General features: G+C 60.8%; 24 protein-coding genes and 1 tRNA gene. 9 read left to right on the top strand and 16 right to left on the bottom strand.

Annotation, left to right across the window (positions count from 1 at the left end; genetic code table 11):
- The first annotated feature begins 57 nt into the window (after positions 1–57).
- Entirely contained in the window at positions 58–867 is an 810-nt protein-coding gene (locus CLV74_RS13365) for a division plane positioning ATPase MipZ (RefSeq protein WP_106265601.1), read from the top strand.
- A 7-nt stretch (positions 868–874) separates the two neighbouring features.
- On the opposite strand, the gene CLV74_RS13360 is transcribed toward CLV74_RS13365, so the two are convergent.
- From CLV74_RS13360 to CLV74_RS23390, 8 genes are all read right to left on the bottom strand, one after another.
- Positions 875–1,750, bottom strand: coding sequence for a LysR family transcriptional regulator (locus CLV74_RS13360; RefSeq protein WP_106265599.1), 876 nt, complete (start codon positions 1,748–1,750; stop codon positions 875–877).
- 176 nt (positions 1,751–1,926) lie between these two features.
- Positions 1,927–2,409, bottom strand: coding sequence for an RNA pyrophosphohydrolase (locus tag CLV74_RS13355; protein ID WP_106265597.1), 483 nt, complete (start codon positions 2,407–2,409; stop codon positions 1,927–1,929).
- Positions 2,406–3,743, bottom strand: coding sequence for a S41 family peptidase (locus CLV74_RS13350; protein WP_106265595.1), 1,338 nt, complete (start codon positions 3,741–3,743; stop codon positions 2,406–2,408). The genes CLV74_RS13355 and CLV74_RS13350 overlap by 4 nt, the downstream gene beginning before the upstream one ends.
- 5 nt (positions 3,744–3,748) lie before the next feature.
- A complete protein-coding gene (locus tag CLV74_RS13345) occupies positions 3,749–4,882 on the bottom strand; it encodes a murein hydrolase activator EnvC family protein (RefSeq protein ID WP_342753489.1) in 1,134 nt (377 codons plus the stop codon).
- Complete coding sequence (gene gpmI, locus CLV74_RS13340; RefSeq protein ID WP_106265593.1) at positions 4,879–6,396, bottom strand: 2,3-bisphosphoglycerate-independent phosphoglycerate mutase; 1,518 nt, start codon at positions 6,394–6,396, stop codon at positions 4,879–4,881. Before gpmI ends, CLV74_RS13345 begins: the two co-directional genes overlap by 4 nt.
- A gap of 129 nt (positions 6,397–6,525) precedes the next feature.
- Positions 6,526–6,996 (bottom strand): 23S rRNA (pseudouridine(1915)-N(3))-methyltransferase RlmH, encoded by a 471-nt coding sequence (gene rlmH, locus CLV74_RS13335; RefSeq protein WP_106265591.1) that lies wholly within the window; start codon positions 6,994–6,996, stop codon positions 6,526–6,528.
- A gap of 30 nt (positions 6,997–7,026) precedes the next feature.
- Positions 7,027–7,368, bottom strand: coding sequence for a ribosome silencing factor (gene rsfS / locus CLV74_RS13330; protein WP_106265589.1), 342 nt, complete (start codon positions 7,366–7,368; stop codon positions 7,027–7,029).
- Positions 7,369–7,566: 198 nt separating this feature from the next.
- A complete protein-coding gene (locus CLV74_RS23390; RefSeq protein WP_281260663.1) occupies positions 7,567–7,692 on the bottom strand; it encodes a hypothetical protein in 126 nt (41 codons plus the stop codon).
- Positions 7,693–7,946: 254 nt separating this feature from the next.
- Between CLV74_RS23390 and leuC the strand changes: the two genes are divergently transcribed.
- From leuC to CLV74_RS13295, 8 genes are all read left to right on the top strand, one after another.
- Complete coding sequence (leuC, locus tag CLV74_RS13325) at positions 7,947–9,356, top strand: 3-isopropylmalate dehydratase large subunit (protein ID WP_106265586.1); 1,410 nt, start codon at positions 7,947–7,949, stop codon at positions 9,354–9,356.
- Between the two features lie 98 nt (positions 9,357–9,454).
- Positions 9,455–10,060: a 3-isopropylmalate dehydratase small subunit gene (gene leuD, locus CLV74_RS13320; protein WP_106265584.1), complete on the top strand. Its 606-nt coding sequence runs from the start codon at positions 9,455–9,457 to the stop codon at positions 10,058–10,060.
- 248 nt (positions 10,061–10,308) lie between these two features.
- Positions 10,309–11,148: a hypothetical protein gene (locus CLV74_RS13315; RefSeq protein WP_106265582.1), complete on the top strand. Its 840-nt coding sequence runs from the start codon at positions 10,309–10,311 to the stop codon at positions 11,146–11,148.
- Positions 11,149–11,243: 95 nt separating this feature from the next.
- Positions 11,244–12,107 carry an endonuclease/exonuclease/phosphatase family protein gene (locus CLV74_RS13310; RefSeq protein ID WP_170108049.1) on the top strand — a complete coding sequence of 288 codons (864 nt, stop codon included), beginning with the start codon at positions 11,244–11,246 and terminating at the stop codon, positions 12,105–12,107.
- Positions 12,108–12,218: 111 nt separating this feature from the next.
- Positions 12,219–13,325, top strand: coding sequence for a 3-isopropylmalate dehydrogenase (gene leuB / locus CLV74_RS13305; protein ID WP_106265580.1), 1,107 nt, complete (start codon positions 12,219–12,221; stop codon positions 13,323–13,325).
- A gap of 110 nt (positions 13,326–13,435) precedes the next feature.
- Positions 13,436–14,407, top strand: coding sequence for a DMT family transporter (locus tag CLV74_RS13300; protein ID WP_106265577.1), 972 nt, complete (start codon positions 13,436–13,438; stop codon positions 14,405–14,407).
- Between the two features lie 7 nt (positions 14,408–14,414).
- Complete coding sequence (locus tag CLV74_RS23470; RefSeq protein ID WP_425430981.1) at positions 14,415–14,465, top strand: hypothetical protein; 51 nt, start codon at positions 14,415–14,417, stop codon at positions 14,463–14,465.
- Positions 14,456–14,532 (top strand) — tRNA-Pro (locus CLV74_RS13295). Before CLV74_RS23470 ends, CLV74_RS13295 begins: the two co-directional genes overlap by 10 nt.
- A gap of 133 nt (positions 14,533–14,665) precedes the next feature.
- Here CLV74_RS13295 and CLV74_RS13290 read toward each other — a convergent pair.
- The 8 genes from CLV74_RS13290 to CLV74_RS13255 all read right to left on the bottom strand — a co-directional run bounded on the left by CLV74_RS13290 (position 14,666) and on the right by CLV74_RS13255 (position 23,850).
- Positions 14,666–16,090 (bottom strand): alkaline phosphatase D family protein, encoded by a 1,425-nt coding sequence (locus tag CLV74_RS13290; RefSeq protein WP_106265575.1) that lies wholly within the window; start codon positions 16,088–16,090, stop codon positions 14,666–14,668.
- Positions 16,091–16,184: 94 nt separating this feature from the next.
- The gene (locus tag CLV74_RS13285; RefSeq protein ID WP_106265572.1) at positions 16,185–17,732 is read right to left on the bottom strand and encodes an acyl-CoA dehydrogenase family protein; all 1,548 of its coding nucleotides are present in this window, start codon (positions 17,730–17,732) and stop codon (positions 16,185–16,187) included.
- Complete coding sequence (locus CLV74_RS13280; protein ID WP_106265570.1) at positions 17,732–18,607, bottom strand: amidohydrolase family protein; 876 nt, start codon at positions 18,605–18,607, stop codon at positions 17,732–17,734. Before CLV74_RS13280 ends, CLV74_RS13285 begins: the two co-directional genes overlap by 1 nt.
- 9 nt (positions 18,608–18,616) lie before the next feature.
- Positions 18,617–20,431, bottom strand: a complete 1,815-nt coding sequence (locus CLV74_RS13275) for a feruloyl-CoA synthase (RefSeq protein WP_106265568.1) — start codon at positions 20,429–20,431, stop codon at positions 18,617–18,619.
- A 35-nt stretch (positions 20,432–20,466) separates the two neighbouring features.
- A complete protein-coding gene (locus CLV74_RS13270; RefSeq protein WP_245888546.1) occupies positions 20,467–20,931 on the bottom strand; it encodes a MarR family winged helix-turn-helix transcriptional regulator in 465 nt (154 codons plus the stop codon).
- An 11-nt stretch (positions 20,932–20,942) separates the two neighbouring features.
- On the bottom strand, positions 20,943–22,265 hold the full coding sequence (locus tag CLV74_RS13265) for a TRAP transporter large permease (protein ID WP_106265564.1): 1,323 nt from the start codon (positions 22,263–22,265) through the stop codon (positions 20,943–20,945).
- A complete protein-coding gene (locus tag CLV74_RS13260; protein ID WP_106265561.1) occupies positions 22,265–22,804 on the bottom strand; it encodes a TRAP transporter small permease in 540 nt (179 codons plus the stop codon). The genes CLV74_RS13265 and CLV74_RS13260 overlap by 1 nt, the downstream gene beginning before the upstream one ends.
- Positions 22,805–22,809: 5 nt before the next feature.
- On the bottom strand, positions 22,810–23,850 hold the full coding sequence (locus CLV74_RS13255; RefSeq protein ID WP_106265558.1) for a TRAP transporter substrate-binding protein: 1,041 nt from the start codon (positions 23,848–23,850) through the stop codon (positions 22,810–22,812).
- Positions 23,851–23,872 lie beyond the last annotated feature (22 nt).

The following is a 23,872-nucleotide window of genomic DNA, read 5'->3' as shown; positions in this document are numbered from 1 at the left end:
GCATAAGCAATGCTAAAGAACGGCCCGTGGCAGGGCATGGAAAAGGGATAAAGGCGTATGGCGCATATCATTGTTGTCGGCAATGAAAAGGGCGGTTCGGGTAAATCGACCACCTCGATGCATATCGCAACCGCGCTGGTGCGCCTCGGGTTCAAGGTCGGCGCACTGGATCTGGACATGCGTCAGAAGTCCTTCGGCCGCTACGCCGAAAACCGCGCCCGTTTCATGAAGCTCGAAGGCATCACCCTTCCCAGCCCCCTCTACTCCGAACTGCCCGAGATCGATCCCGCCACCCTCAAGGACGGCGAGAACATCTACGACGCCCGCCTCTCGGCCGCCGTACAAGCGTTCGAGGCCGACTGCGATTTCATCCTGATCGATTGCCCCGGCTCGCACACCCGCCTCAGCCAGATGGCCCACAGCCTTGCCGACACGCTGGTCACCCCCCTGAACGACAGCTTCGTGGACTTTGACCTGCTGGCCCGCACCGATGCGGACGGCGAGACGATCCTTGGCCCCTCGGTCTATTCAGAGATGGTCTGGCACGCCCGCCAGCTGCGCGCACAGGCCGGCCTTTCGCCGATTGACTGGATCGTGGTCCGCAATCGGATCGGCGCCCAGAACATGATCAACAAAAAGAAGATGACCGCCGCGGTGGAAAAACTGGCCCAGCGGATCGGCTTCCGCATCGCCCCCGGCTTTTCGGAACGTGTGGTCTTCCGCGAACTCTTCCCCAAGGGTCTTACGCTGCTGGACCTCAAGGACATCGGTGTGACGCAACTCTCGATCTCGAACATCGCCGCCCGTCAGGAACTGCGCGACCTGATCAAGACGCTGAACCTGCCCGGCGTCAAAGTGAACTTCTAAGAACGGATCAGGGCGCGGCCACCCGCCGCGCCTCATCAATCAGCGCCGCCAGGACCGGCGTATAGGGCTCGCGCTCGGGCGCAATCAGCCCCAAGGGCTGCCCGCCTCCCGCCAAAGGCAAACAGGCCAGCCCCTCCATCGCGAACATCTCGGCATTGCCCTCGGGCAGAATGGTCACACAGCCCCCCGCCCGCACCTGCGCCACCAAGGCCAGAACGCTGTTGCTTTCCACCGCGATCTCGGGGGCCGCCCCAGCCGCCAGCAAAAGCTGGTTCAAAATCCGGCGATTCTGCATATCCGGCGTCAGCGCCGCCAAAGCCTCGCCTCCGACATCGGCCCAATCCGCATGCCCCTGCAGGGCCAAAGGATGCCCCTCAGGCACCATCAGGACATAACGCTCTTCATAGAGCGGCACCGTCACCACGCGGCCCAAGGGCTCGTTCTCCAGATAGCTCAGCCCCGCATCGATCCGGTGATCTTCCAGCAAAGACAAAATCTCCGCACTCGTCCGCGACAGGATAGTGAACTTCACCCCCGGATGGCGCTCGGCAAAAGGCACGGTCAACAGGCGCACCATACTGACCGCAGTCGGCACAACGCCCAAACGCACATGGCCCGAGAGGCCACTCTTGCGCGCCCGCATCTCCTCGCGCATGGCCCGCGCATCACCGCAAATCTGCCGCGCCCATTCCAGCACCCGCTGCCCTTCCGGCGTCAGCCCCTGAAACCGGCTGCCCCGCCAGACCAGCATCACCCCCAGCTGCTCTTCCAACTGCCGGATCGCAGCCGAGAGCGTCGGCTGCGTCACCCCGCAAGCCTCCGCCGCCCGCCCGAAATGGCTGTGCTGCGCCAAGGCGATAAACATCTCCAGCTTGTCGATCATAGCCGCCTCCGGACGCGAAACAAAAAAGGCAGAGCAAACGCCCCGCCTTCTTCTTGACCTAAATACTCACCGGCGCAAGCTTTGCCGCAAGAGCGCCCCCAGCCGGTCAACCCGCCGTGCAGGCTTCTTTATTGCCTAAATACTCACGGCGCAGACCTCGGCCCAAAGGCAACGCCTCACAAATACTGGCGGAACGCTGCCACGACTTGCTCATAGACCGCGCGCTTGAACGGCACGATGTTGTCGACCAGATCATCCACCGGCAGCCAGCGCCACTCGCTGAACTCGGGATGCTCCTGCTCGATAACGATCGCCTCGTCAGGGCCCAGATAGCGCATCAGGAACCACTTCTGCTCCTGCCCGCGATAGCGGCCCTTCCAGATTTTCGGCACGATGTCATGGGGCAGGTCATAGGCCAGCCAGCCATCGGTCTCGGCCTCGACCACCACCTGATCGGGGGCGATACCGGTCTCTTCTTCCAGCTCGCGCAAGGCTGCCACTTTCGGGTCCTCGCCCTTGTCGATGCCCCCTTGGGGCATCTGCCAGGCGGGAACCTCGCTGTCCAGCCGCTGCCCGACCCAGACGTGGTTCTCGCCATTGACGATCATAACGCCCACGTTTTGCCGGTAGGGCAGCTTCAGAATGTCTTCGGGGCTCACTTCTGTTCCAGCTCCAAAGCCGACAGTCCCTTCAGGATGTCGATCGCATAGGCCAGCTGATAGTCCTCGTCGCGCAGCTTCGCGGCTTCCTCGGCCTTGGCGTTCTCTTCCTCGATCTGACGGATTTCGTCCTCGGTCAGGCTGTCATTGTCCAGCGAGCCGCGCAGATCCGCTTCGCTGCGGGTGTTGCGGGTAGTCTTTTCCTCGGCCTCAGCATTCACCGGCACGCGAGGCTGTTCGACGACGATATCGGGCGAGACACCCAGCGCCTGAATAGACCGGCCCGACGGCGTGTAATACCGCGCCGTGGTCAGACGCATCGCACCATCCCCGCGCAGCGGCATCACCGTCTGGACCGAGCCCTTACCGAAGGACTTCGTCCCCACGATCACCGCGCGGCGGTGATCTTTCAGCGCGCCCGCCACGATCTCGGAGGCCGAGGCAGAGCCGCCGTTGATCAGCACAACCACAGGCTTGCCACCCGCCAGATCGCCCGGCGTCGCGTTAAAGCGCTCGCCGTCTTCGGGGTTACGGCCACGGGTGCTGACGATTTCACCTTTCTCAAGGAAGGCATCGGCCACCAGAATGGCCTGGTTCAGCAGACCACCGGGGTTGTTGCGCAGATCGATGACGATACCCGTCACTGCATCCATGCCGCCCGCTTCTTCGACCGACTTTTCCAGACCTTCCGCAAGGTTCTTGTAGGTCTGATCGTTAAAGGTGCTGACCCGCAGGACCACAGCGCCACTTTCCATACGGGTGCGCACAGCGGTCAGGGTAATGGTGTCGCGGATAATGGTGACGTCGAACGGCTCCGGCTCGCCTTCGCGCACGATGGTCACACGGATTTCCGAGCCCACCGGCCCGCGCATCATCTCGACCGCCTCATCCAGCGTCAGACCCAGCAGGCTCTCGCCATCCACATGAGTGATAAAGTCGCCCGACAGAACGCCTGCTTCATCGGCAGGGGTGCCATCCATCGGCGAGACGACTTTCACAAAGCCCTCTTCCTGTGTCACTTCGATACCCAGACCGCCGAACTCGCCACGGGTCTGGACGCGCATGGCCTGTGCATCATCGGGGGCCAGATAGCTGCTGTGGGGGTCAAGCGATTGCAACATGCCGTTGATGGCTGCCTCGATCAGATCGCCTTCGTCCACTTCTTCGACATACTGCGCACGGATTCTCTCGAAGATATCGCCGAACAGGTCCAGCTGCTCATAGACGCTTCCCTTGGTTGCGGCTTCCTGCGCCAGCAGCGGACCGGCAATCTGGGTCGAGGCCAACAGGCCCGCCACAACGCCGCCACCGATGGCCATTACAAACTTGCGCATAGTCTTCAGTCCTTATCCGTCTTGAACCATTCCGCCGGATCTACCGGCTGCTGGCCTTCCCTGATCTCTAAATAGAGCGTTTCACTGCTCTGGCTCGCACCGGTTTGCGTGGCTACCGCATCCTGTGCTGGCCTCTCGCCGCCCATCAAACCTACCGGATCGCCCGCAGGCAATACCTGTCCGACCTCACCGTAAACCTGTTCCATGCCCGCAAGCACGAAAAGAATGTCCGGTTCGGGCTCTAGAATTATCACGTTTCCGTAGTCCAGCAGGGGACCTGCATAGCGCACCGTCGCCGCCGAGGGGTTGGTGACCAGCGCACCGGGCTCGGTTGCGATAATGATACCTGGGCGCGGGATGCCTGCGGCATCGGCTTCGCCGGGCATCCGCAGAATCGTTCCCTGCACCGGTAAGGGCAAATCACCCTTCTCCGGCCCCACGAATGGCTGCAACGCACCCTCGCCTTCGGGAATGTCATCCACCACGATTTCACTCAGGCCACCTGCGAACCCCTCCAGCGTCTCGGCCGAGGCGATCAGCAGCGCCTCTTTCACCGGATCGGCGGAAAAGCGGCGGGGCAGGTCAACACGGTCACTGATGGCTTTGCTCAACTCGGTCCGTGCTTCCTGCACCCCTTGCAAGCCGTCGCGCAGGGTTTCAGCCGCAGTCTGCTGCAAGGCCCGCAGGGTGCGCACCTCATCCAGTTGCGCGCTCAGGACATTCACTTCGGACTGAACCGCAGGCGAGATATCAGACAGGATCATCCCCGCCCGCGCCGTCCCCGTCGGCCCCGACGGATGCATCAGCATCATCGGCGCAGGGGCGCGGCCGATGGTCTGCAAGGTGCCCAACAGGGCCGAGACCTCGTCCCGCTTGGCATCCAGACTTTCCCGCAAAGCTGTTTCACGGATCGCCGCACGGCGCAGGCCATTCCGCATGGCCTGCAATCCCGCCTCATAGGCTTGGACAGTACGCGTCAGTGCCTCGACCCGATCCTGACTGCCGCTGGCCGCATCCAGCGCCGCATGGGCCGCCTGCAACTGCTCTTTGGCGGCCAAAGCCGCCGCAGCCGGATCGTCCTGCGCCATAGCTGGCGCAGCAAAGGACAGGGCTAGGCAAACAGCGCGCAGCAAGCTCACTTCAGCAGGCTCTCCCCGGTCATTTCCTCAGGCTGGGGCAATTCCATCAACGCCAGCACCGTGGGTGCCAGATCGGCCAGACGGCCATCACGCAGCGCGGCCCCCTCGGGGCCACCCACCAGCACCACAGGCACAAGGTTCAGCGTGTGCGCGGTATGTGCGCCGCCGGTTGCGGGATCAACCATAACCTCGCAGTTACCGTGGTCGGCAGTGACGATCATCGCGCCACCATTGGCCGCCAGCGCCTCCAGCGCCCTGCCCAGCCCAGTGTCCACAGCGGTACATGCCGCCTTCGCCGCCTCCAGATCGCCAGTGTGACCGACCATGTCGGGGTTGGCATAGTTCACGACGATCAGGTCATAGCCGCTGTTAATCGCTTCCACGAATTTCTCGGTCACTTCGGGGGCCGACATTTCGGGCTGCAAATCATAGGTCGCCACCTTTGGCGATTTGGGCATAAAGCGATCTTCGCCCTCTTCGGGGGTCTCTTTCCCGCCGTTGAGGAAGAAGGTCACATGCGGGTATTTCTCGGTTTCCGCCAGACGGAACTGGGTCTTGCCCTGTTTGGCCACCCACGCGCCCAGCGTATTGACGATCTCACGCTTGGGGTAGGCGGTGGTCATATAGGCGCTATGACCTTCGGAATATTCCACCATGCCCAAGAGCGCCGACAAAGCAGGACGCTCGCCCGCGTCGAAATCGGCAAAGTCAGGCTCGCCAATGGCGCGCAGGATTTCACGGGCGCGGTCCGCACGGAAGTTCAGGCAGAAGACCCCGTCCCCGTCATGCACACCCTCATAGCCGCCGATGGTCACGGGCTTGATGAACTCGTCCAGAACATCCTCGGCATAGCTGGCCTCAATCGCCGCCGCGACGCTCTCTGCATCAGGGGCCTTGCCGTGGATCATCGCGTCATAGGCCAGCTGAACCCGCTCCCAGCGGTTGTCGCGGTCCATGGCATAGTAGCGGCCCGACACGGTGGCGATAAAGGCACCCTCGGGCAGCTTCTCTTCCAGTTCGGCCACGTATTTGTCTGCGGACTTTGGCGCCACATCGCGCCCGTCGGTGATCACATGCATCGCCACAAGGACGCCTGCATCGGTGATCGCCTTGGCCGCGGCCAGCGCATGGACCGTGTGACCATGCACACCGCCATCCGAGATCAGACCCATTACATGAGCCATCCCTGCGCTTTCCTTCACCTTGGTGATAAAATCCTGCAAGGCAGGATTTTCGTAGAAAGACCCGTCCTCGATCGCCAAATCGATCTGGCCCAAATCCATCGCCACCACACGGCCCGCGCCGATATTGGTGTGACCGACCTCAGAGTTGCCCATCTGCCCGCTGGGAAGACCCGCATCAGGACCATGGGTGATCAGCCGCGCATGGGGGCAATCGTTCCAGATCCGGTCGAAATTCGGGGTGTCCGCCAAAGCCGGCGCATTGGCCGAGTTGCTATCACTCAGACCCCAACCATCAAGAATACACAGAACAACGGGCTTGGGTGCAGTCATCACGTTCCCTCCTAGGCTTGCCCTCTCCTAGCGCAAGCCAAAGGCGGGGTGAACCATAGACAACCGCGCGACCAGATTTTTCGCCGAAAAATCTGCCATTAAAAAATCTTCGGCGAAGATTTTTACCGCTCACTCACGATGATAGGGCGCGCCCGACAGGATGCTGGCTGCACGGTAAAGCTGTTCGGTCAGCATGACCCGCACCAGCATATGGGGCCAGACCATCTTGCCGAAAGAGATCGCGAAATCCGCCTCGGCCCGCAGGGACGGATCAATCCCGTCCGCGCCACCGATCACGATGGCCAGATCCTGACAGCCCGTATCGCGCCAGTCTCCAAGCTTGTTCGCAAAATCGGGCGAGGTCATCACCTTGCCCCGTTCGTCCATCACCACCAGCTTGGCGCCAGCGGGAATCGATTTGCGAAGCAAATCGGCCTCGGCACCCATGCCGCGGCTTTTCTTATCCTCGACCTCGATGATGCGGGCAGGGCCTAGACCCAGCGCCCGCCCAGTCCGGTCGAACCGTGTCAGATAATCGTCGACAAGCGTGGCCTCGGGGCCGGACCGAAGCCGCCCCACCACGCAGAGGTGCACACGCATCCCTGCTCCCTGTCCTTGCCCCGCAGGGCTTTACTTCGCGCCGGATGCCCCTGCGGGCAGCCACATCTTTTCCAGCTGGTAGAATTCGCGCACTTCGGGGCGGAACACATGCACCACCACGTCGCCGGTATCGATCAGAACCCAATCGCCACCGTCTTTACCTTCCAGCTTGCAAGAGATGCCATATTCCTGCTTCAGGCGATCCACCATCTTTTCAGAGATCGATACCACCTGACGCGAAGACCGGCCCGAAGCGATGATCATATAATCACCGATCGAGGAAATGCCGCGCAGGTCGATCTGCACAACGTCCTCGGCCTTGTCTTCATCAAGGGATTTCAGGACACGGGCCAGAATGACCTCACTGGTCAGTTCAGGCGTTCCGGCAGCAGCTACCGGAGAGTTGTCAGCGGGCTCGGCCGCATGATCGGTCAGTGTCAGGACTCAGTCCTCCTGTATAACGCGCCATATGGTCCTGACGCCGGACATAAGTCCACAGTACCATTTGATGCGAAAAATCTCAATCGCGCAGCGCCCGTCCGGGCGGCGCGACTCACTTGGGGCGCTCTATTAACGGGCATCCGCGGGATGTACCACCGTCTGCGGCGGAAAATCGGGACTGGCGTGGGCTCCGGCAAACATCGCAACAAGGGCACAGGTCAGCAGCATTTGCAGCAGGGACAACGTATTTTTCATCACTCGGACCATCCAGACAGAACGGCGCAATTACTGCATGGAAACCGGAATGTCACCCCGCCCGCGCCTGCGCTCTTGAAGATAAGTGCGGGTCGCTGTATTTCCACGCCATGATGGCTTTTTTCGACATGGATGATCGCGCCCGTTTGCCGTGGCGCTTCTTCGGTGCGACGCACACCGTTCTCGCCCGCCTATAAGGCGGGACCCGAACCTGCTTGACCATCACATTTCCAAGATATCCACGGGAGAGGACCATGACCGCCCCGAAGACACTCTATGATAAAATCTGGGATGCCCACGTCGCCCATGAGGCCGAAGACGGCACCTGCCTGCTTTATATCGACCGCCACCTGGTTCACGAAGTGACCAGCCCTCAGGCCTTTGAAGGTCTGCGTATGGCCGGCCGCAAGGTGCGCGCGCCCGAGAAAACCATTGCTGTTCCCGATCACAACGTCCCCACCACCGAGGGCCGTGAAGATCCCAGCAACATGCCCGAAGACAGCCGCATTCAGGTTGCCGCGCTGGACACCAACGCGAAAGAATTCGGCATCCACTACTACCCCGTGACCGACGTCCGTCAGGGCATCGTGCACATCGTCGGCCCCGAACAGGGCTGGACCCTGCCCGGCATGACCGTCGTCTGTGGTGACAGCCACACCGCGACCCACGGTGCGTTCGGCGCACTGGCCCACGGCATCGGCACTTCGGAAGTGGAACACGTTCTGGCCACCCAGACCCTGATCCAGAAGAAGTCCAAGAACATGAAGGTCGAGATCACCGGCAAACTGCTGCCCGGTGTGACCGCGAAAGACATCGTTCTGCGCATCATCGCGGAAACCGGCACCGCTGGCGGCACCGGCTACGTGATCGAATATTGTGGCGAAGCGATCCGCGATCTGTCCATGGAAGGTCGTATGACCATCTGTAACATGGCCATCGAAGGCGGCGCCCGCGCCGGTCTGATCGCTCCCGACCAGACCACCTTCGACTACGTGCAGGGTCGTCCCCATGCGCCCAAAGGCGCCCAGTGGGATGCCGCTCTGAACTGGTGGAAGACCCTCTTCACCGACGAAGGCGCACACTTCGACAAGGTGCTGGTCATCGAAGGTGAATCGATTGAACCCACCGTGACCTGGGGCACCTCGCCCGAGGACGCACTGCCGATCAGCGCCGTGGTTCCCTCGCCCGCCGATTTCAAAGGCGGCAAGGTTGATGCGGCTGCCCGCTCGATCGAATACATGGGCCTGACTTCGGGCACGCCCCTGACCGACATCGAGATCGACACCGTCTTCATCGGTTCGTGCACCAACGGTCGTATCGAAGACCTGCGCGCCGCAGCCGAGATCCTGAAAGGCCGCAAGGTCAAGGACGGCATCCGTGCGATGATCGTTCCCGGTTCGGGTCTGGTCCGCGCACAGGCCGAAGAAGAAGGTCTGGCAGATATCTTCCAAGAGGCCGGCTTCGAATGGCGTCTTGCAGGCTGCTCGATGTGCCTTGCCATGAACCCCGACCAGCTGAAGCCGGGCGAGCGTTGCGCAGCAACCTCGAACCGTAACTTCGAAGGTCGTCAGGGCCGCGGTGGCCGCACTCACCTGATGTCGCCCGCGATGGCAGCTGCTGCTGCGATCACCGGCAAGATCACCGACGTGCGCACTCTGGCCTAAGAAATCCCGCCGCCTGCGTCAGGCGTTTATGTATGTACGTTTGCCATACGTAGACCAGACGCAGGCCATACCCACCTTTTTCGGAAGGAAAACAGGATATGGACAAGTTCGAAAAACTCAGCGGGATCGCCGCACCTATGCCTTTGATCAACATCGACACCGATATGATCATCCCCAAGCAGTTCCTGAAAACCATCAAGCGTTCGGGCCTCGGCGTGAACCTGTTTGATGAAATGCGCTACGACAGCGAAGGCAAAGAAATCCCCGATTTCGTGCTGAACAAGCCCGCCTATCGCGAAGCCGAGATCATCGTTGCCGGTGACAACTTCGGCTGCGGCTCGTCGCGCGAACACGCCCCTTGGGCGATCAAGGATTTCGGCATCAAGTGCGTGATCGCACCCAGCTTTGCCGATATTTTCTTCAACAACTGCTTCAAGAACGGCATCCTGCCCATCGTCCTGCCCCAAGAGCAGGTCGACGTGCTGATGAAGGACGCAGAAAAAGGCGCCAACGCCCGTATGGAAGTGGATCTGGAAGCCCAGACCGTGACCACCTCGGACGGCGAAAGCTTCTCGTTCGAAGTCGACCCCTTCCGCAAGCATTGCCTGCTGGAAGGTCTGGATGACATCGGTCTGACGCTTGAAAAAGGTGCCTCGATCGACGCTTTCGAATCGAAAGCCACGCAAGAGCGTCCTTGGGTCTAAGACCCTATAAAACCACAATATCTTGTAAGGGGTCCTTTTGGGACCCCTTTCTTGTTCTGAAAATGATGCAATTGCGCACCAACTTCACCTCTAAATCGCCCGGATTCATGTTCATCCTGCTTACAGGTATTGAGGCCATCCCCCTCACGCTGCTTAATTAAGGCAAGAATGAGGCAGCCCCGCATAATTGCGGGCACATCAGGGGATAAAAGAGCAAAAGCTCAGGCCCTGGTTTGAGAGGTAGAGCGGTGTTTACTCGCTATTTTGGCGCGCTTTTGCGTGCGTTTCTGGTCGTATTGCTTGTCGCAACGCCATCGCTGCTGGAACCCGGCGGCAGTGACAGTGCGCCGATCATTCTGCTGGTCGCTCTGTTCTCTGGCTGGCTTGTATTCTCTGAATATACCGCCGATTACCCCAGTCTGGTCGAGTTTCGCGACGCACCGCCCTTCAACCGGCTGCGCTTCGGGTCACTTTTGCTAACGGTTCTGATCCTCAGCATCATCCAGCGCGGCACCGTCTACCCCACCGCCATGAGCCAGCTGTTCACCAGTGTCGGTACGGTTGTGGGCAATGTGCTGGATTTCCCCTTCTCGCCCGTGCGCTTGCTGCTGCTGAGCTTGCCCGAGAACGCCACCCCCGTCGAAATTCTGACTGTCCAGCGCACCGCTGGTCTGGCCTATCTGGTCTCGCTGATTGCCCTTTGCTTCTTTGCCCTTGTGCTGTGGGTCAACGGCTGGCCGCGCCAGCGCCATGCCTTCAACGTCTGGACCAACCTGCCCACATTTGACCCCACTGGCGGCGGCGATGTTGTCAGCCGTCTTAATCGGGACGCCAATTTTAACGTGGCGTTAGGGGTTCTTCTGCCATTCCTGATCCCGGCGGTTTTGCAAATGGCTTCGGGGCTGATTGACCCGATTGACGCAAGCAAGCCGCAGACTCTGATCTGGTCGGTGGCAGCATGGGCATTTCTTCCTGCCAGCCTGCTGATGCGCGGTATCGCGACAGCACGGGTGGCACATATGATCGCAGACAAGCGCCGTCGCTCGCAGCACCGCGAGGATGGGGACGAACTGCATGCCTTTGGATAATCGCCTTCGCCCTGTTTTGGGGCGGAGCCGCTTGGGCTGAGACGCTTCGCGTCGCCACCTTCAACACCGAACTATCTCGCAAAGGGCCGGGCCTTTTGCTGCGCGACATCCTCTCGGGCAAAGCCCCTGATGTCCTAGCCGCCGCACAAATGATTGCCGCATCGCAGGCCGACATCATCGCCCTGCAATCGTTGGATTTCGACGCGGAAAACCGCGCCCTGACAGCCTTTCGCGACCTGATCGCCGAACGGGGTCGCGATTACCCCTACATATTCACCGCCCCGCCGAACGCCGGGTTCTATACAGGCATCGACCTGAACGGCGATGGTCGGTTGGGCCCCGAAGACCGGCAAGGCTACGGGCGATTTCACGGGCAGGCCGGAATGGCGATCCTGTCGCGCTTTCCGCTTGATACAAGCGGTTTTACGGACCTCTCAGGTCTCATTTGGGCCGATCTGCCGTGGGCAACTCTGCCCCCCATGTCAGATGAGGCAAGGGCGCGTCAACGACTGTCCACGATCGGCCACTGGCGCATCCCCATTCAACTGGCCGATGGGTCGCTCTTCCATCTCCTGACCCTCCACGCCAGCCCGCCGGTCTTTGACGGACCAGAAGACCGGAATGGCCTACGCAACGGCGATGAAATCCGCCTGATCCACAACCATCTGGACACCTTAGGGGACGCGCCGTTCGTAATCCTCGGCGATCTGAACAATGATCCAACCCTTGGCGAAGGTCTCAAACCTCCGCTGCACGCGCTGCTGAATGACCCGCGCCTCACAGATGCCGCTGCCCCTTTTCCTACCGCAGACTGGCGCGATCTGGGCCTGCCGCAGATGCGCGTCAGCTACATCCTGCCGCAACGGACACTGACCGTCACAGCACGCGGCCATATCCCTCCACCAGCAGGCGCCAGCCGTCACAGCCTGATCTGGGCCGATCTTACCGTTCCACCCTGATTTTAACGGCAATTTGCGCGATTCCACCCCCGATTCCCAACGGCCTTTCTTGACCCTACGCGCGGGCTTGGGTAGGCCATCGGCAACACTTGGGACAGAAAGGACCAGCCAATGAGCAATCCCTCGCTTCTTATCCTTGCCGGCGACGGCATCGGCCCCGAAGTCATGGGCCAGGTTCGCCGCATCATCGACTGGTACGGCGAAAAGCGTGACCTGAAATTCGACGTTAGCGAGGATCTGGTCGGCGGCGCAGCCTACGACGCTCATGGCACTCCGCTGCACGACGACACCATGGCGAAAGCACAGGAAGTCGACGCAGTTCTGCTAGGTGCCGTTGGCGGCCCCAAGTACGACGTGCTGGACTTCAGCGTGAAGCCCGAACGTGGCCTGCTGCGTCTGCGCAAGGAAATGGACCTTTACGCCAACCTGCGCCCCGCCCAGTGCTTTGACGCGCTCGCCGACTTCAGCTCGCTGAAGCGTGACGTGGTTGCCGGTCTGGACATCATGATCGTGCGCGAACTGACTTCGGGCATCTACTTCGGCGAGCCGCGCGGCATCTTCGAAGAAGGCAACGAGCGTGTGGGCATCAACACCCAGCGCTACACCGAATCGGAAATCGAACGCGTCGCCCGCTCGGCCTTCGAACTGGCCCGCCGCCGTGGCAACAAGGTCTGCTCGATGGAGAAGGCAAACGTGATGGAATCGGGTATCCTGTGGCGCGAAGTGGTCCAGAAGATCCACGACGAAGAATACCCCGATGTGGAACTGTCGCACATGTACGCCGACGCAGGCGCTATGCAGCTCTGCCGCTGGCCCAAGCAGTTCGACGTCATCGTGACCGACAACCTCTTTGGTGACCTGCTGTCGGATGCCGCCGCGATGCTGACCGGCTCGCTCGGCATGCTGCCGTCGGCGTCGCTCGGTGCCCCCATGGCCAACGGCCGCCCCAAGGCGATGTACGAACCGGTCCACGGCTCGGCCCCCGATATCGCGGGTCAAGGCAAGGCCAACCCGATCGCCTGCATCCTGTCGTTCGCGATGGCCCTACGCTACAGCTTCGATCAGGGCGCAGAGGCAGATCGTCTGGAAGCGGCCATCGAAAAAGTGCTGCGTGACGGTGTCCGCACCGCCGATCTTCTGGGCGAAGAAGGCGCAACACCGGTCTCGACCAGCGAAATGGGCGATGCGATCCTGGCAGCGCTGGACAGCAGCCTCTGATTTGAGCGCAAGTTCATAAATGCATCAGGGGGGCCTTGCGGCCCCCTTTTCTTTTTGATTGAGGGGAATAGGGTTTTCCTTAGGGCCCACAATCCTCTGCAGGTGACAGCATGGCAACCACGTCTCTTCCTCCCCAGTCAAATGGCAAAGGTGCTGCCTTCGCGCTTTTGGGCTTTGCCCTCTACGCCTTGCATGACGTGCTGGTCAAAGTGCTGGGGGCCAATCACCATCCCTTCCAGATCGTTTTCTTCAGCGTCCTCTTCAGCTTTCCGGTCCTCACAGTCGTGCTCATCCAGACGAAAGAGCCCGCGAACCTGCGCCCCGCCACCCCTGCTTGGACCTACGCCCGCACAGTCGCAGTGGTCTTCACCGGCGTCTGCGCCTTCTACGCATTCTCGGTTCTGCCACTTGCGCAGGTCTATGCGATGATCTTCGCTACACCCCTACTGATCACAGTCCTCTCGGTCCCCATTCTGGGTGAACGCGTCGGCCCCCGCCGTTGGGGCGCCGTCATTGTGGGCTTGATTGGCGTGATTGTGGTTCTACGCCCCGGCTCATCCGAGCTGACCTTGGGCCATTTCGCCGCCCTCGGTGCTGCGGTCGGCGGCTCGTTCGTGTCCATCATTGTCCGCCGCATCGGCTCGCAGGAAAGCAGCATCGTGCTGCTCCTCTACCCCCTGATCGCCAACATCGTGATCATGGGCATGCTTTTGCCCTTTGAATACAAACCCATGGAACTGTGGGAACTTGGCACCATTGCCGCCGTCGCCCTACTCTCTCTCACCGCCATGAGCCTTATGATCCGCGCCTACCGCACCGGAGAGGCAGGCGTTGTCGCTCCCATGCAATACAGCCAGATGCTCTGGGCGATCTTCTACGGCTACATGTTCTTCGGCGAATACATCGATTTCCCCACCATGATCGGAGCGGGAATCATCATCGCCAGCGGCGTCTATATTGTGATGCGCGAAGGGGTCCGCAAAGACACCAAAGCGCCCGTCACCAACACCGGCGTCCGGTTCGAAACCGGCACCACCCCCCGCTACACACTTTTGTTCCTAAACCGCGCCAAGAAACGCTAAAGCGCCCTTGCCAAGACACCCCAAGTGCGGTACCTGCCCCGTCACGGTCGGAGTGTAGCTCAGCCTGGTAGAGCACTGTCTTCGGGAGGCAGGGGCCGGAGGTTCGAATCCTCTCACTCCGACCAATAAAACAAGGCGCCCCGTCGGGCGCCTTTGTTCGTTCTGCCCCACCAGAAAACCGCCCCTTCATCTTGGTGAAAATACCTTCGGGGGTGAATTGGGCCGCATGGCCCAAGAGGGGGCAGACAGCCCCCTTCTCTAAAGCACCAGCGCAGGGGTCACACCGCTTTCTTCCAGATGCCAGCGGGCCTCCCATGTCCCGCCCTGCCGTTCAAGCACTAGGAAATTCCGCTCCGCAATATAGCGAGTGTTTTGGCCTGGCAGCGGCAAAATGCGTATGGGATGTCCCTTCAAAGGCGCCTCTCCCAGCCCCGCCAACAGCCCCAATCCGCGAGCGTAGTTCTTTGTTGGTGCCGGATGGGAAATCCCAGACGCCACAAGTTGATGCATCACTCCCTCGCCACAGGTCATCTCGGCCCGCGTGGCCAGATGAATCTCGCCCGAAATCGCAGTCACCGGCCCTGCTGCCCGCATTCGCAGCACCTCACGCAGCATACGTTGCCAGGCCTTGCGATGGGCGCGGCTCTGCCATTGGTCCCGCAGATCGTCTTCGTATTTCTGAAATCTGGGCATCAGCATCATCAAGCCCTCGACGATCGACAGGCGTGGTCCCAACAGCGGTACGCTTGAGATCAAGAACGTCTGATCACCCTTCTCGGGCATTGTGCTTTCAACCATGGACCACCCTTCAGGGCCCATCACTTGATGGCGTTGCCGCTGGGATCGCAGATCAGGCGCCAGCAGAGTCAGGCCCGGCAGGCGATGGCGCCAGCCCAGACTTGCCCCTGTCGGGTCGGGAAACAGGGTCGGAATATCGGCCTCGACCATGCCTTGCTGGAACAGCAGATACATCTGGCGCGCCACCGCGAACAAAGTCTGTCCGATCGCACTATCCGTCACCTTTTCGGGCAAAGACCCCCAGCCGTCGCAGATGTCGTGATCGTCCCAAATCGCCAGCGTCGGCACTCGCGCCAAAAGCGGCGCCATCTGGTCCGAGGCCAGCAAACGCAAATACCGATCCACAAACCGCCGCTCGAGATACCCATATAAATCAGCCAGTTCTTCAGTGGTCGGCGCCTTCTTCAGCCCCTTCGGCCAATCATCCGTCAAAGGATGCCCGTCGGTCACCTCATCGGCGTAAATCTGATCACCCCCTTGGATCAGCAAAGCCAATGGCGACGTGCGATGGGCCTCCCACAAACGCAGCCACATGGCATTCCGGTCAGCCATATTGCGATGCAGATCCCCATGTTCTTCGCCGTTGCACGACACGAAGCCGACCCGCAGATCCCCGTCCAGAGCCGTCACCACATCATAGTGCTGCCCTTCAAAGGCATATCCCGTATCCGCCGCTGTCAGCGTGACCCCATAGCGCCAGAACCGAGCGCCCTGCACCTCGGTCAACAGTTCAGGCGTCGTCTCATCCCCTGACACTGATAAAGAAGCAGGCGCGTCCTCATCCGCGGGGCGCACGACGATCACATGCAGGGAAAGGCCCGCGTCAGAGTGGCCACGAAAATGCAGGATCGGACCAGCGCGGCGGGGAATGTTCAATTCGGTCATGAAAACTCATAAAAAAAGCGGGGCGACCCTTTTAAGATAGTCGCCCCGCTCCGATTTAAACCCTTACGGCTGTATTTCCGTCCTTGCGGTGCGGTTAAACCCGCACAGGCAAGGGGCGTGCTTGCACCCGATCATTCAGGCGCTGCATCTCGGCGTCACCGCTGGCCGCCAGCTTAGCCCAAACCGCCCGATAGAACAGATCGCCAGTCAGCTCTCCGAATCCATGGGCCAGTTCTGCCGGATCGTCGGAGGCTTCGAGCTTGGCCCGCTGGGATTTCCATATTTCTAACACCTGCAAAACATCGGCGCCCTTCGTCAATTCACCGATGAGATCGGCGAAAGCGTCTCCTGCGCCGGGCATTTTCAGGCCCCGAGTCGCCGTGGTCAGGTGATGGATGCCATTCGCCCCCTCATAGATCGAGGTGATCCGCGCATCCCGCCACGTTTGTGAGACGCGGTATTCGGTCAGATAGCCGTAGCCGCCCAGAACCTGCATCCCCAGATCGGCGCTGGCGGTGCCGGCCTCCGTGCAGAACACCTTGCAGACCGGCGTCAGGAAATCGACCAGCGCAGGCCGTGCGTTCAGGTCCATCTCTACCATCGTCAGGTGGCACATGGCCCGCGCCCCAAGGGCCAAGGCCCGCTGGGTGTCCAGCATCCGGCGCACATCCGCATGATCCGATAGAACGGCAACCGAGCCATCTTTCTTACGGCCCTGCGTCCGCTCGGCCGCGTAGGTGCTGGCGATCTGATGGGCGCGCGAGGCATGGGCCACCCCTTGCAACGACACATCAAGGCGGGCGTGGTTCATCATGGTGAACATCGCCATCAGGCCCTTACCCTCTTGCCCCAGCAATTCGGCGCGCGCGCCGTCAAAGGCCATCTGGCAAGTGGGCGAGGCATGAAGACCCAGCTTCTCTTCGATCCGCGTGACAGTGATGTCATTGCGCACGCCATCGTTTTCCGACAGGCACAGGAACAGCGATAGCCCCTTTACCCCGTCTTCCATCGCGCCAGTGCGGGCCAGAACAAGGTGGAAAATCCCCTCGCTCATGTCCTGATCACCGCCCGAGATAAAGATCTTCTCGCCGGTGATCGCCCAGTGATCGCCGTCCTTCACCGCTTTGGTGCGAACACGGCCCAGATCGCTGCCCGCGCCCGGTTCGGTCAGGCACATGGTCGCCAGCCAGCGCCCCTCGGCCAAAGGCGGGACATAGGCGGCCTTCTGATCGTCCGAGCCAAAGCGCATCAGGGTCGAGATCGCCCCCGGCACCAGATTGCAGACCATCTGAAGCGAATGGTTCGCGCCGCTGAAAATCTCGGACACGCAGGCGGCGGTCACGTGGTCCGCAGCCATGCCGCCGAACTCTTCTGGCGCGGTCAGCCCTTGCCAGCCGCCTTCGACCAGTTGCGCGAACGCATCGCCAAAGCCGTCCGGCATCCGCACGCGGCCATTTTCCAGACGGCATCCTTGCGCATCGCCGCTTTCATCCAAAGGGGCGATGACCCCTTCGGCAAAGCTGGCAAAGTGGCTGACGATGCCTTCGGTCAGTTCGTCGTCATAGGACGGCAGACGCGCAGCATCGGCCACATGGCGCAGGCTGAAGAGGATGTCATCAACGGGCGCTTTGAACGGAACCATCAGCCCGTCACCCCCAGCAGCCGCATGGCGTTCTCTTTCAGGATCAGCGGGCGCACTTCGTCTTTGAAGTTCTGCTTGTCAAAGGCATCCAGCCACTTCTCTGGCGCGATCATCGGCCAGTCCGACCCGAACAGCATCTTCTTTTTCAGAAGGGTGTTCGAATAGCGGATCAGGATCTCGGGGAAGTACTTGGGCGACCAACCCGACAGGTCGATGTAGACGTTGGGCTTGTGGGTCGCGACCGACAGCGCCTCTTCCTGCCAGGGGAAGGACGGGTGCGCCAGAATGATCGGCATATCAGGGAAATCCACCGCCAGATCATCAATATACATGGGGTTGGAATACTTCAGGCGCATGCCGTTGCCGCCCTTCATCCCCGATCCCACGCCAGTCTGACCGGTGTGGAACAGGGCGGGTTTGCCGGTTTCGGCAATCGCCTCATAGAGGTCATAGGCCATGCGGTCGTTGGGGTAGAACCCCTGCATGGTCGGGTGGAACTTAAAGCCCTGAACGCCGTAGTTCGCTACTAGATCGCGGGCCTCACGGGCGCCAAGCTTGCCCTTGTGGGGATCAATGCTGGCGAAGGGGATCAGGATATCATCCTCTTTCGCGCAGGCCTCGGCGACCTCATAGTTGCTGTAGCGGCGATAGCCGGTCTCACGCTCGGCATCCACGGGGAAGATCACCGCCGCGATGTTCATCTCACGGTAATGGGCTGCCGTTTCAGGGATGGTCGGCGGGTGGTTCCACGGAGCGCCAAAATACTTGGCCATGGTGCTTTGCAGCTCGTCATAGCCGTCATCAGCGTGGCAGCCGCAGCTTTCCTCGGCATGGGTGTGGAAATCGATCGCGCGGACTTTCGAGAAATCTACCATAGTGTCACCTCACACCCGGATCAGCGCCGGGTCTTCGTTGTCGTAAAGCCGCTCAAGCAAATCTGCGCGGCGTGTCATGATTTTGCGGACATTCAGGCTGCCCTTATCCGTGATCTCTGCATCCTTGACCGAGGGCGGCTCGGCCAAGATGATCGCGCGGCTGATGCGCTTGGCGGACCCCGTCGCGGCAGAGGCCATGGCGCGCAGACGCTCTTCCAATTCAGCTTGCAGAACCGGATCAATTACAGCGCCTTCGGACGTGTTGTCCCCATGCACATGATCCGGACGCGGGAAAATAAACAGGCCGATCTGATCGCGGTCGTGACCACAGATCACCACGTCTTGCACCAGACCGCGCAGACCTTCCAGAGCCTCAAGACGCAACTTGCCCGCCTGCACCCAAGTGCCGGTCAGCAGTTTAAAATCTTCGGACACGCGACCATCAAAAGTCAGACCCCGCTCCGCGTCATCGGAGTGCACAAACTTCACCGCATCACCGGTGATCAAGAAGCCTTCTTCGTCGAAGGCCTCTTTGGATTTCACCTCATCGCCCCAATAGCCCTTCATCACGTTGGGCCCCTTTACGCGCAATTCACAGCGCATCTCATCATCGGGGATCAGCTTGACGGTGGTGTCGGGCAGCGGCACGCCGATCACGCCTGAACGGCCAATGGGCTCATGCACCATGATCGTGGCAGGCGCCGTTTCGGTCATGCCCCAGCTGCTGATCATCAAGGGCAAACGGCCACGGACCTCCATCGCCATTTCTTCCAGACGGGTCCAGACATCCTGCGGCAATGAGGCACCGGCATAGAAGATCAGATCCAGATCGCGGAAGTAGGCTTCGCGCAGGGCGGTGTTGGTCTCCATCTCATGGACCAGCATGGCAAAGCCAACCGGTACGTTGAACGACAGCGTGCCGGGGCGGTCGATGATGTTCTGCACTGTGTGCTTGAAGCCCGACTTGGTGGGCTTGCCGTTGTCGATGTACAGACTGCCACCATTGGCCAACATCATGTAGCTGTTGTGCGAGCCGCCAAAGACGTGGTTCCACGGCAGCCAGTCGGTGATGCTTGGCGGACGCTCTTTCAAGAAGGGCATTACCGCAGCCATCTGGGCCTGATTGGCGCACATCATTCCTTGGCTGGTCAGAACCCCTTTGGGGTCCGAGGACGAGCCGGATGTGAACAGGATTTTCGCCAGCGTATCGGGACCGACCTTGGCGTGAACGGCGGCCAGATCAACGCCACTGTCACCTTTCAACAGTTCGGCAAAGGGCGTCACAGCACGGGGCGCACCTTCGGTGATGCTCGCGACAACCTCAACGTTTGCCAGCTCGGGGCGCTTTAGCGCCTCGGCATAGCGGCCCGCGTCATCGACGAAAGCCATCGCAGGTTTGACCTTGTTCAGGACATAGACCAGACGGGCGTGGGCCTCGGTGATCAGAGAGTACTGTTCGGCCAGCGGGACAACGGGAACGCCCGCGTATTGCGCCCCAAGCGACAGCAGCGCGTGATCCACACCGTTGCCGGACATTACCACGATGGGTGTGTCCTGCCCCAAACCACGGGCGGCCAGCGAAGCGGCAATCGCCTGCACCTGTTCCAGCAGCGCGGCATAAGAGACCTCGCGCCAGCCTTCACCCGAACGTTCTGCGATTGCGGTCCGCTCGGGCGCGGCCTCGGCCCATTGATGCACCCACACGCCGGTGTGCGCGACAACCGGATCGCAGGCAACATTCGAACGCATTTCGAGAGAGCCATCGCGGCGGTCAAGCCGGACAGAGTGCGGGACCAGTTCCAGCCCCGTGATTTGGTCTTTCATTCTAGCCTCCCTAGAGGGCCAAGCCCTGTCGTGGATCAGGCGCCAGCGCCAATACGGCGCAGCAGTACTTTTAAATTCTCTTGTTCTTCGGTCGTCAGACCCGCCAACATCTGGCGTTCATGGGCCAAAACGCGCGCCTCGGCGTCCTTCCAAGTGGCCATGCCCTTGGTGGTGGCCCGCAGCGCATAGGACCGGCGGTCCCCCGGCACCTTGTTGCGGGTGATCAGCCCGGCGCGCTGCAATTCGTCAACCAGCACAACCACGCCTGAACGTTCGATGTTCAAGGCACAGGCCAGCTGGGTTTGGGTGATGTCAGGGTTCTCGGCCACAACTGACAGGGCCGAGAACGTGCGCGTGCGCAGGCCAAGCGGTTCGATCGACAGGATCATATCCGCGCGAAGCGTCAGATAAGCCCGTTTCAGGGTGTACCCCATGAACTGGCGCAAGCCGTTGTCCAAGGGACGGTCATCCTGTTCGATCTTGTTCATTGCCTGCGTCATGCCATTACCCCCTAGTTCGCAACCACATCCACCAGCCAGAAGCTGAGGGCGGGGAAGCTGATCAGGATCGCAATCCGGCAGAACTCGGCCATGATGAATGGCGTGGTGCCGCGGAAGATCTGGCTGGTCGGAATGTCCTTGGCCATGGCCGAGATCACAAAGAGGTTCATCCCCACAGGTGGCGTGATCAGACCCATCTCGACCACAACCAGCGTGATGATCCCGAACCACATGGCCTGCTGTTCCGGCATCAGGCCAAAGTCCAGCGCCATGACCGTCGGGAAGAACACCGGAACGGTCAGCAGGATCATCGACAGACTGTCCATGACGCAGCCCATGATCAGGTAGAACACCACCATCCCCAGCAGAACGGTCATCGGTGCGATATCGGCATTGCTAAAGTAGTTGGCCACATCCGCAGGCATCTGGCTAAGGGCCAGCGCCACGTTAAAAATGTCCGCGCCAAAGACGATGGCAAAGATCATCGCGGTCGAACCTGCGGTGTCGATCAGACAGTCGATCAAGTCGCCCATGCTCAGGCCGCCTTTGAAGATGCCCACAGCCAGCGTCATGATCACACCAACCGAGGCACCCTCGGCGGGGGTGAAAAAGCCGCCGTAGATCCCGCCAAGCACCACAACAAAGATCGCGACGACGTGCCAGATCTCGGTCAGGGATTTGATGCGGGTCTTCATATCCGCTTTCTCATGGGTGGGGCCTTCTTCGGGGCGCAGGCGGACATAGACCGCAATCGCGATGAAAAAGCCGACCACAGCCAGAAGACCGGGAATGGTTGCCGCAAGGAACAGCTTTACGATGTTCTGTTCAGTCAGCAGGGCGTAGATGATCAAAACCACCGACGGCGGGATCAGAATACCCAGTGTGCCGCCAGCCGCCAGCGAGCCGGACGACAGCGCGCCGGAATAGCCGTGCTTGCGCATCTCGGGCAGGGCCACACGGGCCATGGTGGACGCAGTTGCCAGCGATGAGCCCGAGATCGAGCCGAACATCGCACAGCCCGCCACAGCCGCCATCGCCAGACCGCCGCGCTTGTGGCCGATCCAAGCGTTTGACGCCGAGAAGATGGCCCCCGAAATGCCGGTCCGCGTGGCCAGATGGCCCATCAGGATGAACAGCGGCACAATCGCCAGTTCATAGGACATGAACTTGTCGACCCAAGCCACATTGAAATACGCCAGCAGGGCATAGTGGTTCAGCTGCACCACATAGCCGACCGCCCCCACAGCACCCATCGCCAGCGCGATCGGCATGCGGACAAAGATCAGCAGCAGCAGAACAATGACCATGATGGTCGCAATAGTCGTCGGATCCATCAGACAGTCCCCAGACCGCGGAACACGCGGCTTAGCATCGGAAGGCTCATGAAGAAGGCGATGATGGCCGAAAGGCCGGTGCCGAAGACCGCGGGCACGTAAACCAGCCAAACGGGCACGCGCAGCAGCATGGTCTTGTCTCCATAGCTGTAAATTTCGGAAAGCCCGTGGGTCAGACGCCAGCACAGCAGGCCCCAGACAAGGGCAAAGATAAAGGTCCAGATCCCGTCCAGACGGCGCTGCGCCCCGTCAGGCAGCCAATTGGTAAACAGGTCCACCATGACGTGGCCCTTGTTCATCTGGCAAAGGGGCAGGAACAGTGAGGCACAGGCAGCGCACGCCAGCTCGACCGATTCAAAGTCGCCGCGGATGCCGCCGATCCCGAGATTTCGCATCACGACCGATGCAGTGACCAGCACCGCCGCCGCAAAGATCACCACGCCCCCTGCGGCCGCCGAGGCCACCGCGATGGGACGCAGGATGCTGAACAGGGGGCCGTTCACCCCCTGCCAGTCTTCTGTTTCAAGCCGTTCGGCCATGCCGCTTAACCCGCGTCCAGCAGTTCGTTGGCGCGGTCGACAACCGCCTGACCGTCAAAGCCCATGCCATTCAGCTTCTCGACCCATGCGGCGACGACAGGCTTGGAAACCTCTTGCCACTTGGCGATCTCTTCGGCGGGAATTTCGACAATCTCGTTGCCCTGCTTTTCAACGACCGAGCGGCCAAAGGCTTCGAATTCGTCGAACTGCTTGCCAAGACGTGCCGACAGATCCATGCCCGAATGCGCGTCGATCACTGCCTTCAGGTCATCCGACATGTCGTCGTACTTGCGCTGGTTCATGACCAGCGAGAAGGTGTTGGCGTAAAGGCCACGCGCGCCCGCTGCGGGCATCGAGGTGAACTTGGTCAGCTCTTGCAGTTTGAATGCGGGAACCACTTCGAAGGGCAGGCAGCAACCGTCGATCACGCCATTCGACAGACCCACGACCATCTCGGTCACGGGGAAGAACACGGTCTCGGCACCCAGCGCCGCCAGCATCTGGCCGGTCGCCTGGTTCGGTGCGCGCAGCTTCAGACCCTTAAGGTCAGCCTGGCTGGTGACGGGGGCGTTGCGGGTGTGCAGCTTGCCGCCATCGTGGGTGTGATAGGCCAGCACTTTCATGCCGTCGTATTCGCCCTGTGCGAACTCGTCCATCAGCTTATGCATCACGATCGAGGTCTTCTCGGCGTTGGTCACCATGAAGGGCAGCGCCATGGTTTCCGCGATGGGGAAACGGTCAGGCGTGTAAACAGGCAGGGTCCACGCGATGTCGACGATGCCCTGACGGGTCTGGTCGGCCAACTGCGGCGGCTTACCACCCAGCTGCAGCGAGGGGAAAATCTGTACGTCGATTGCACCGTTCGACGCTTCTTTCAGTTCTGCGGCCCAAGGCTCGAAGAATTTGGTCTGGATGGGCGCAACGCCGGGCAGAAAGTGGCTAAGGCGCAGGGTGACCTCTGCGGCATTCGCGCGGCTCAGCAGTGCGGGGGTGGCCAGTGCGGCACCCATGGACGCCATCATGGTACGGCGAGTTAGTTTGGTCATTCTCAGGTCCTCCCTAAAATCC

This window comes from Donghicola tyrosinivorans (assembly GCF_003003355.1).
In the GTDB taxonomy this organism is placed as follows: Bacteria; Pseudomonadota; Alphaproteobacteria; order Rhodobacterales; family Rhodobacteraceae; genus Donghicola; species Donghicola tyrosinivorans.
The sequence above is the reverse complement of the archived record's forward strand: the minus strand, read 5'-3'. Positions and strand labels throughout refer to the sequence as shown.

Coding starts and splice junctions, on each gene's coding strand:
- CLV74_RS13365 (WP_106265601.1), top strand. CDS start 58: ATGGCGCATATCATTGTTGTCGGCAATGAAAAGGGCGGTTCGGGTAAA.
- CLV74_RS13360 (WP_106265599.1), bottom strand. CDS start 1,750: ATGATCGACAAGCTGGAGATGTTTATCGCCTTGGCGCAGCACAGCCAT.
- CLV74_RS13350 (WP_106265595.1), bottom strand. CDS start 3,743: ATGCGCAAGTTTGTAATGGCCATCGGTGGCGGCGTTGTGGCGGGCCTG.
- gpmI (WP_106265593.1), bottom strand. CDS start 6,396: ATGACTGCACCCAAGCCCGTTGTTCTGTGTATTCTTGATGGTTGGGGT.
- rlmH (WP_106265591.1), bottom strand. CDS start 6,996: ATGCGTGTGCACCTCTGCGTGGTGGGGCGGCTTCGGTCCGGCCCCGAG.
- CLV74_RS23390 (WP_281260663.1), bottom strand. CDS start 7,692: ATGAAAAATACGTTGTCCCTGCTGCAAATGCTGCTGACCTGTGCCCTT.
- leuC (WP_106265586.1), top strand. CDS start 7,947: ATGACCGCCCCGAAGACACTCTATGATAAAATCTGGGATGCCCACGTC.
- leuD (WP_106265584.1), top strand. CDS start 9,455: ATGGACAAGTTCGAAAAACTCAGCGGGATCGCCGCACCTATGCCTTTG.
- leuB (WP_106265580.1), top strand. CDS start 12,219: ATGAGCAATCCCTCGCTTCTTATCCTTGCCGGCGACGGCATCGGCCCC.
- CLV74_RS13300 (WP_106265577.1), top strand. CDS start 13,436: ATGGCAACCACGTCTCTTCCTCCCCAGTCAAATGGCAAAGGTGCTGCC.
- CLV74_RS13290 (WP_106265575.1), bottom strand. CDS start 16,090: ATGACCGAATTGAACATTCCCCGCCGCGCTGGTCCGATCCTGCATTTT.
- CLV74_RS13285 (WP_106265572.1), bottom strand. CDS start 17,732: ATGGTTCCGTTCAAAGCGCCCGTTGATGACATCCTCTTCAGCCTGCGC.
- CLV74_RS13280 (WP_106265570.1), bottom strand. CDS start 18,607: ATGGTAGATTTCTCGAAAGTCCGCGCGATCGATTTCCACACCCATGCC.
- CLV74_RS13275 (WP_106265568.1), bottom strand. CDS start 20,431: ATGAAAGACCAAATCACGGGGCTGGAACTGGTCCCGCACTCTGTCCGG.
- CLV74_RS13270 (WP_245888546.1), bottom strand. CDS start 20,931: ATGACGCAGGCAATGAACAAGATCGAACAGGATGACCGTCCCTTGGAC.
- CLV74_RS13265 (WP_106265564.1), bottom strand. CDS start 22,265: ATGGATCCGACGACTATTGCGACCATCATGGTCATTGTTCTGCTGCTG.
- CLV74_RS13260 (WP_106265561.1), bottom strand. CDS start 22,804: ATGGCCGAACGGCTTGAAACAGAAGACTGGCAGGGGGTGAACGGCCCC.
- CLV74_RS13255 (WP_106265558.1), bottom strand. CDS start 23,850: ATGACCAAACTAACTCGCCGTACCATGATGGCGTCCATGGGTGCCGCA.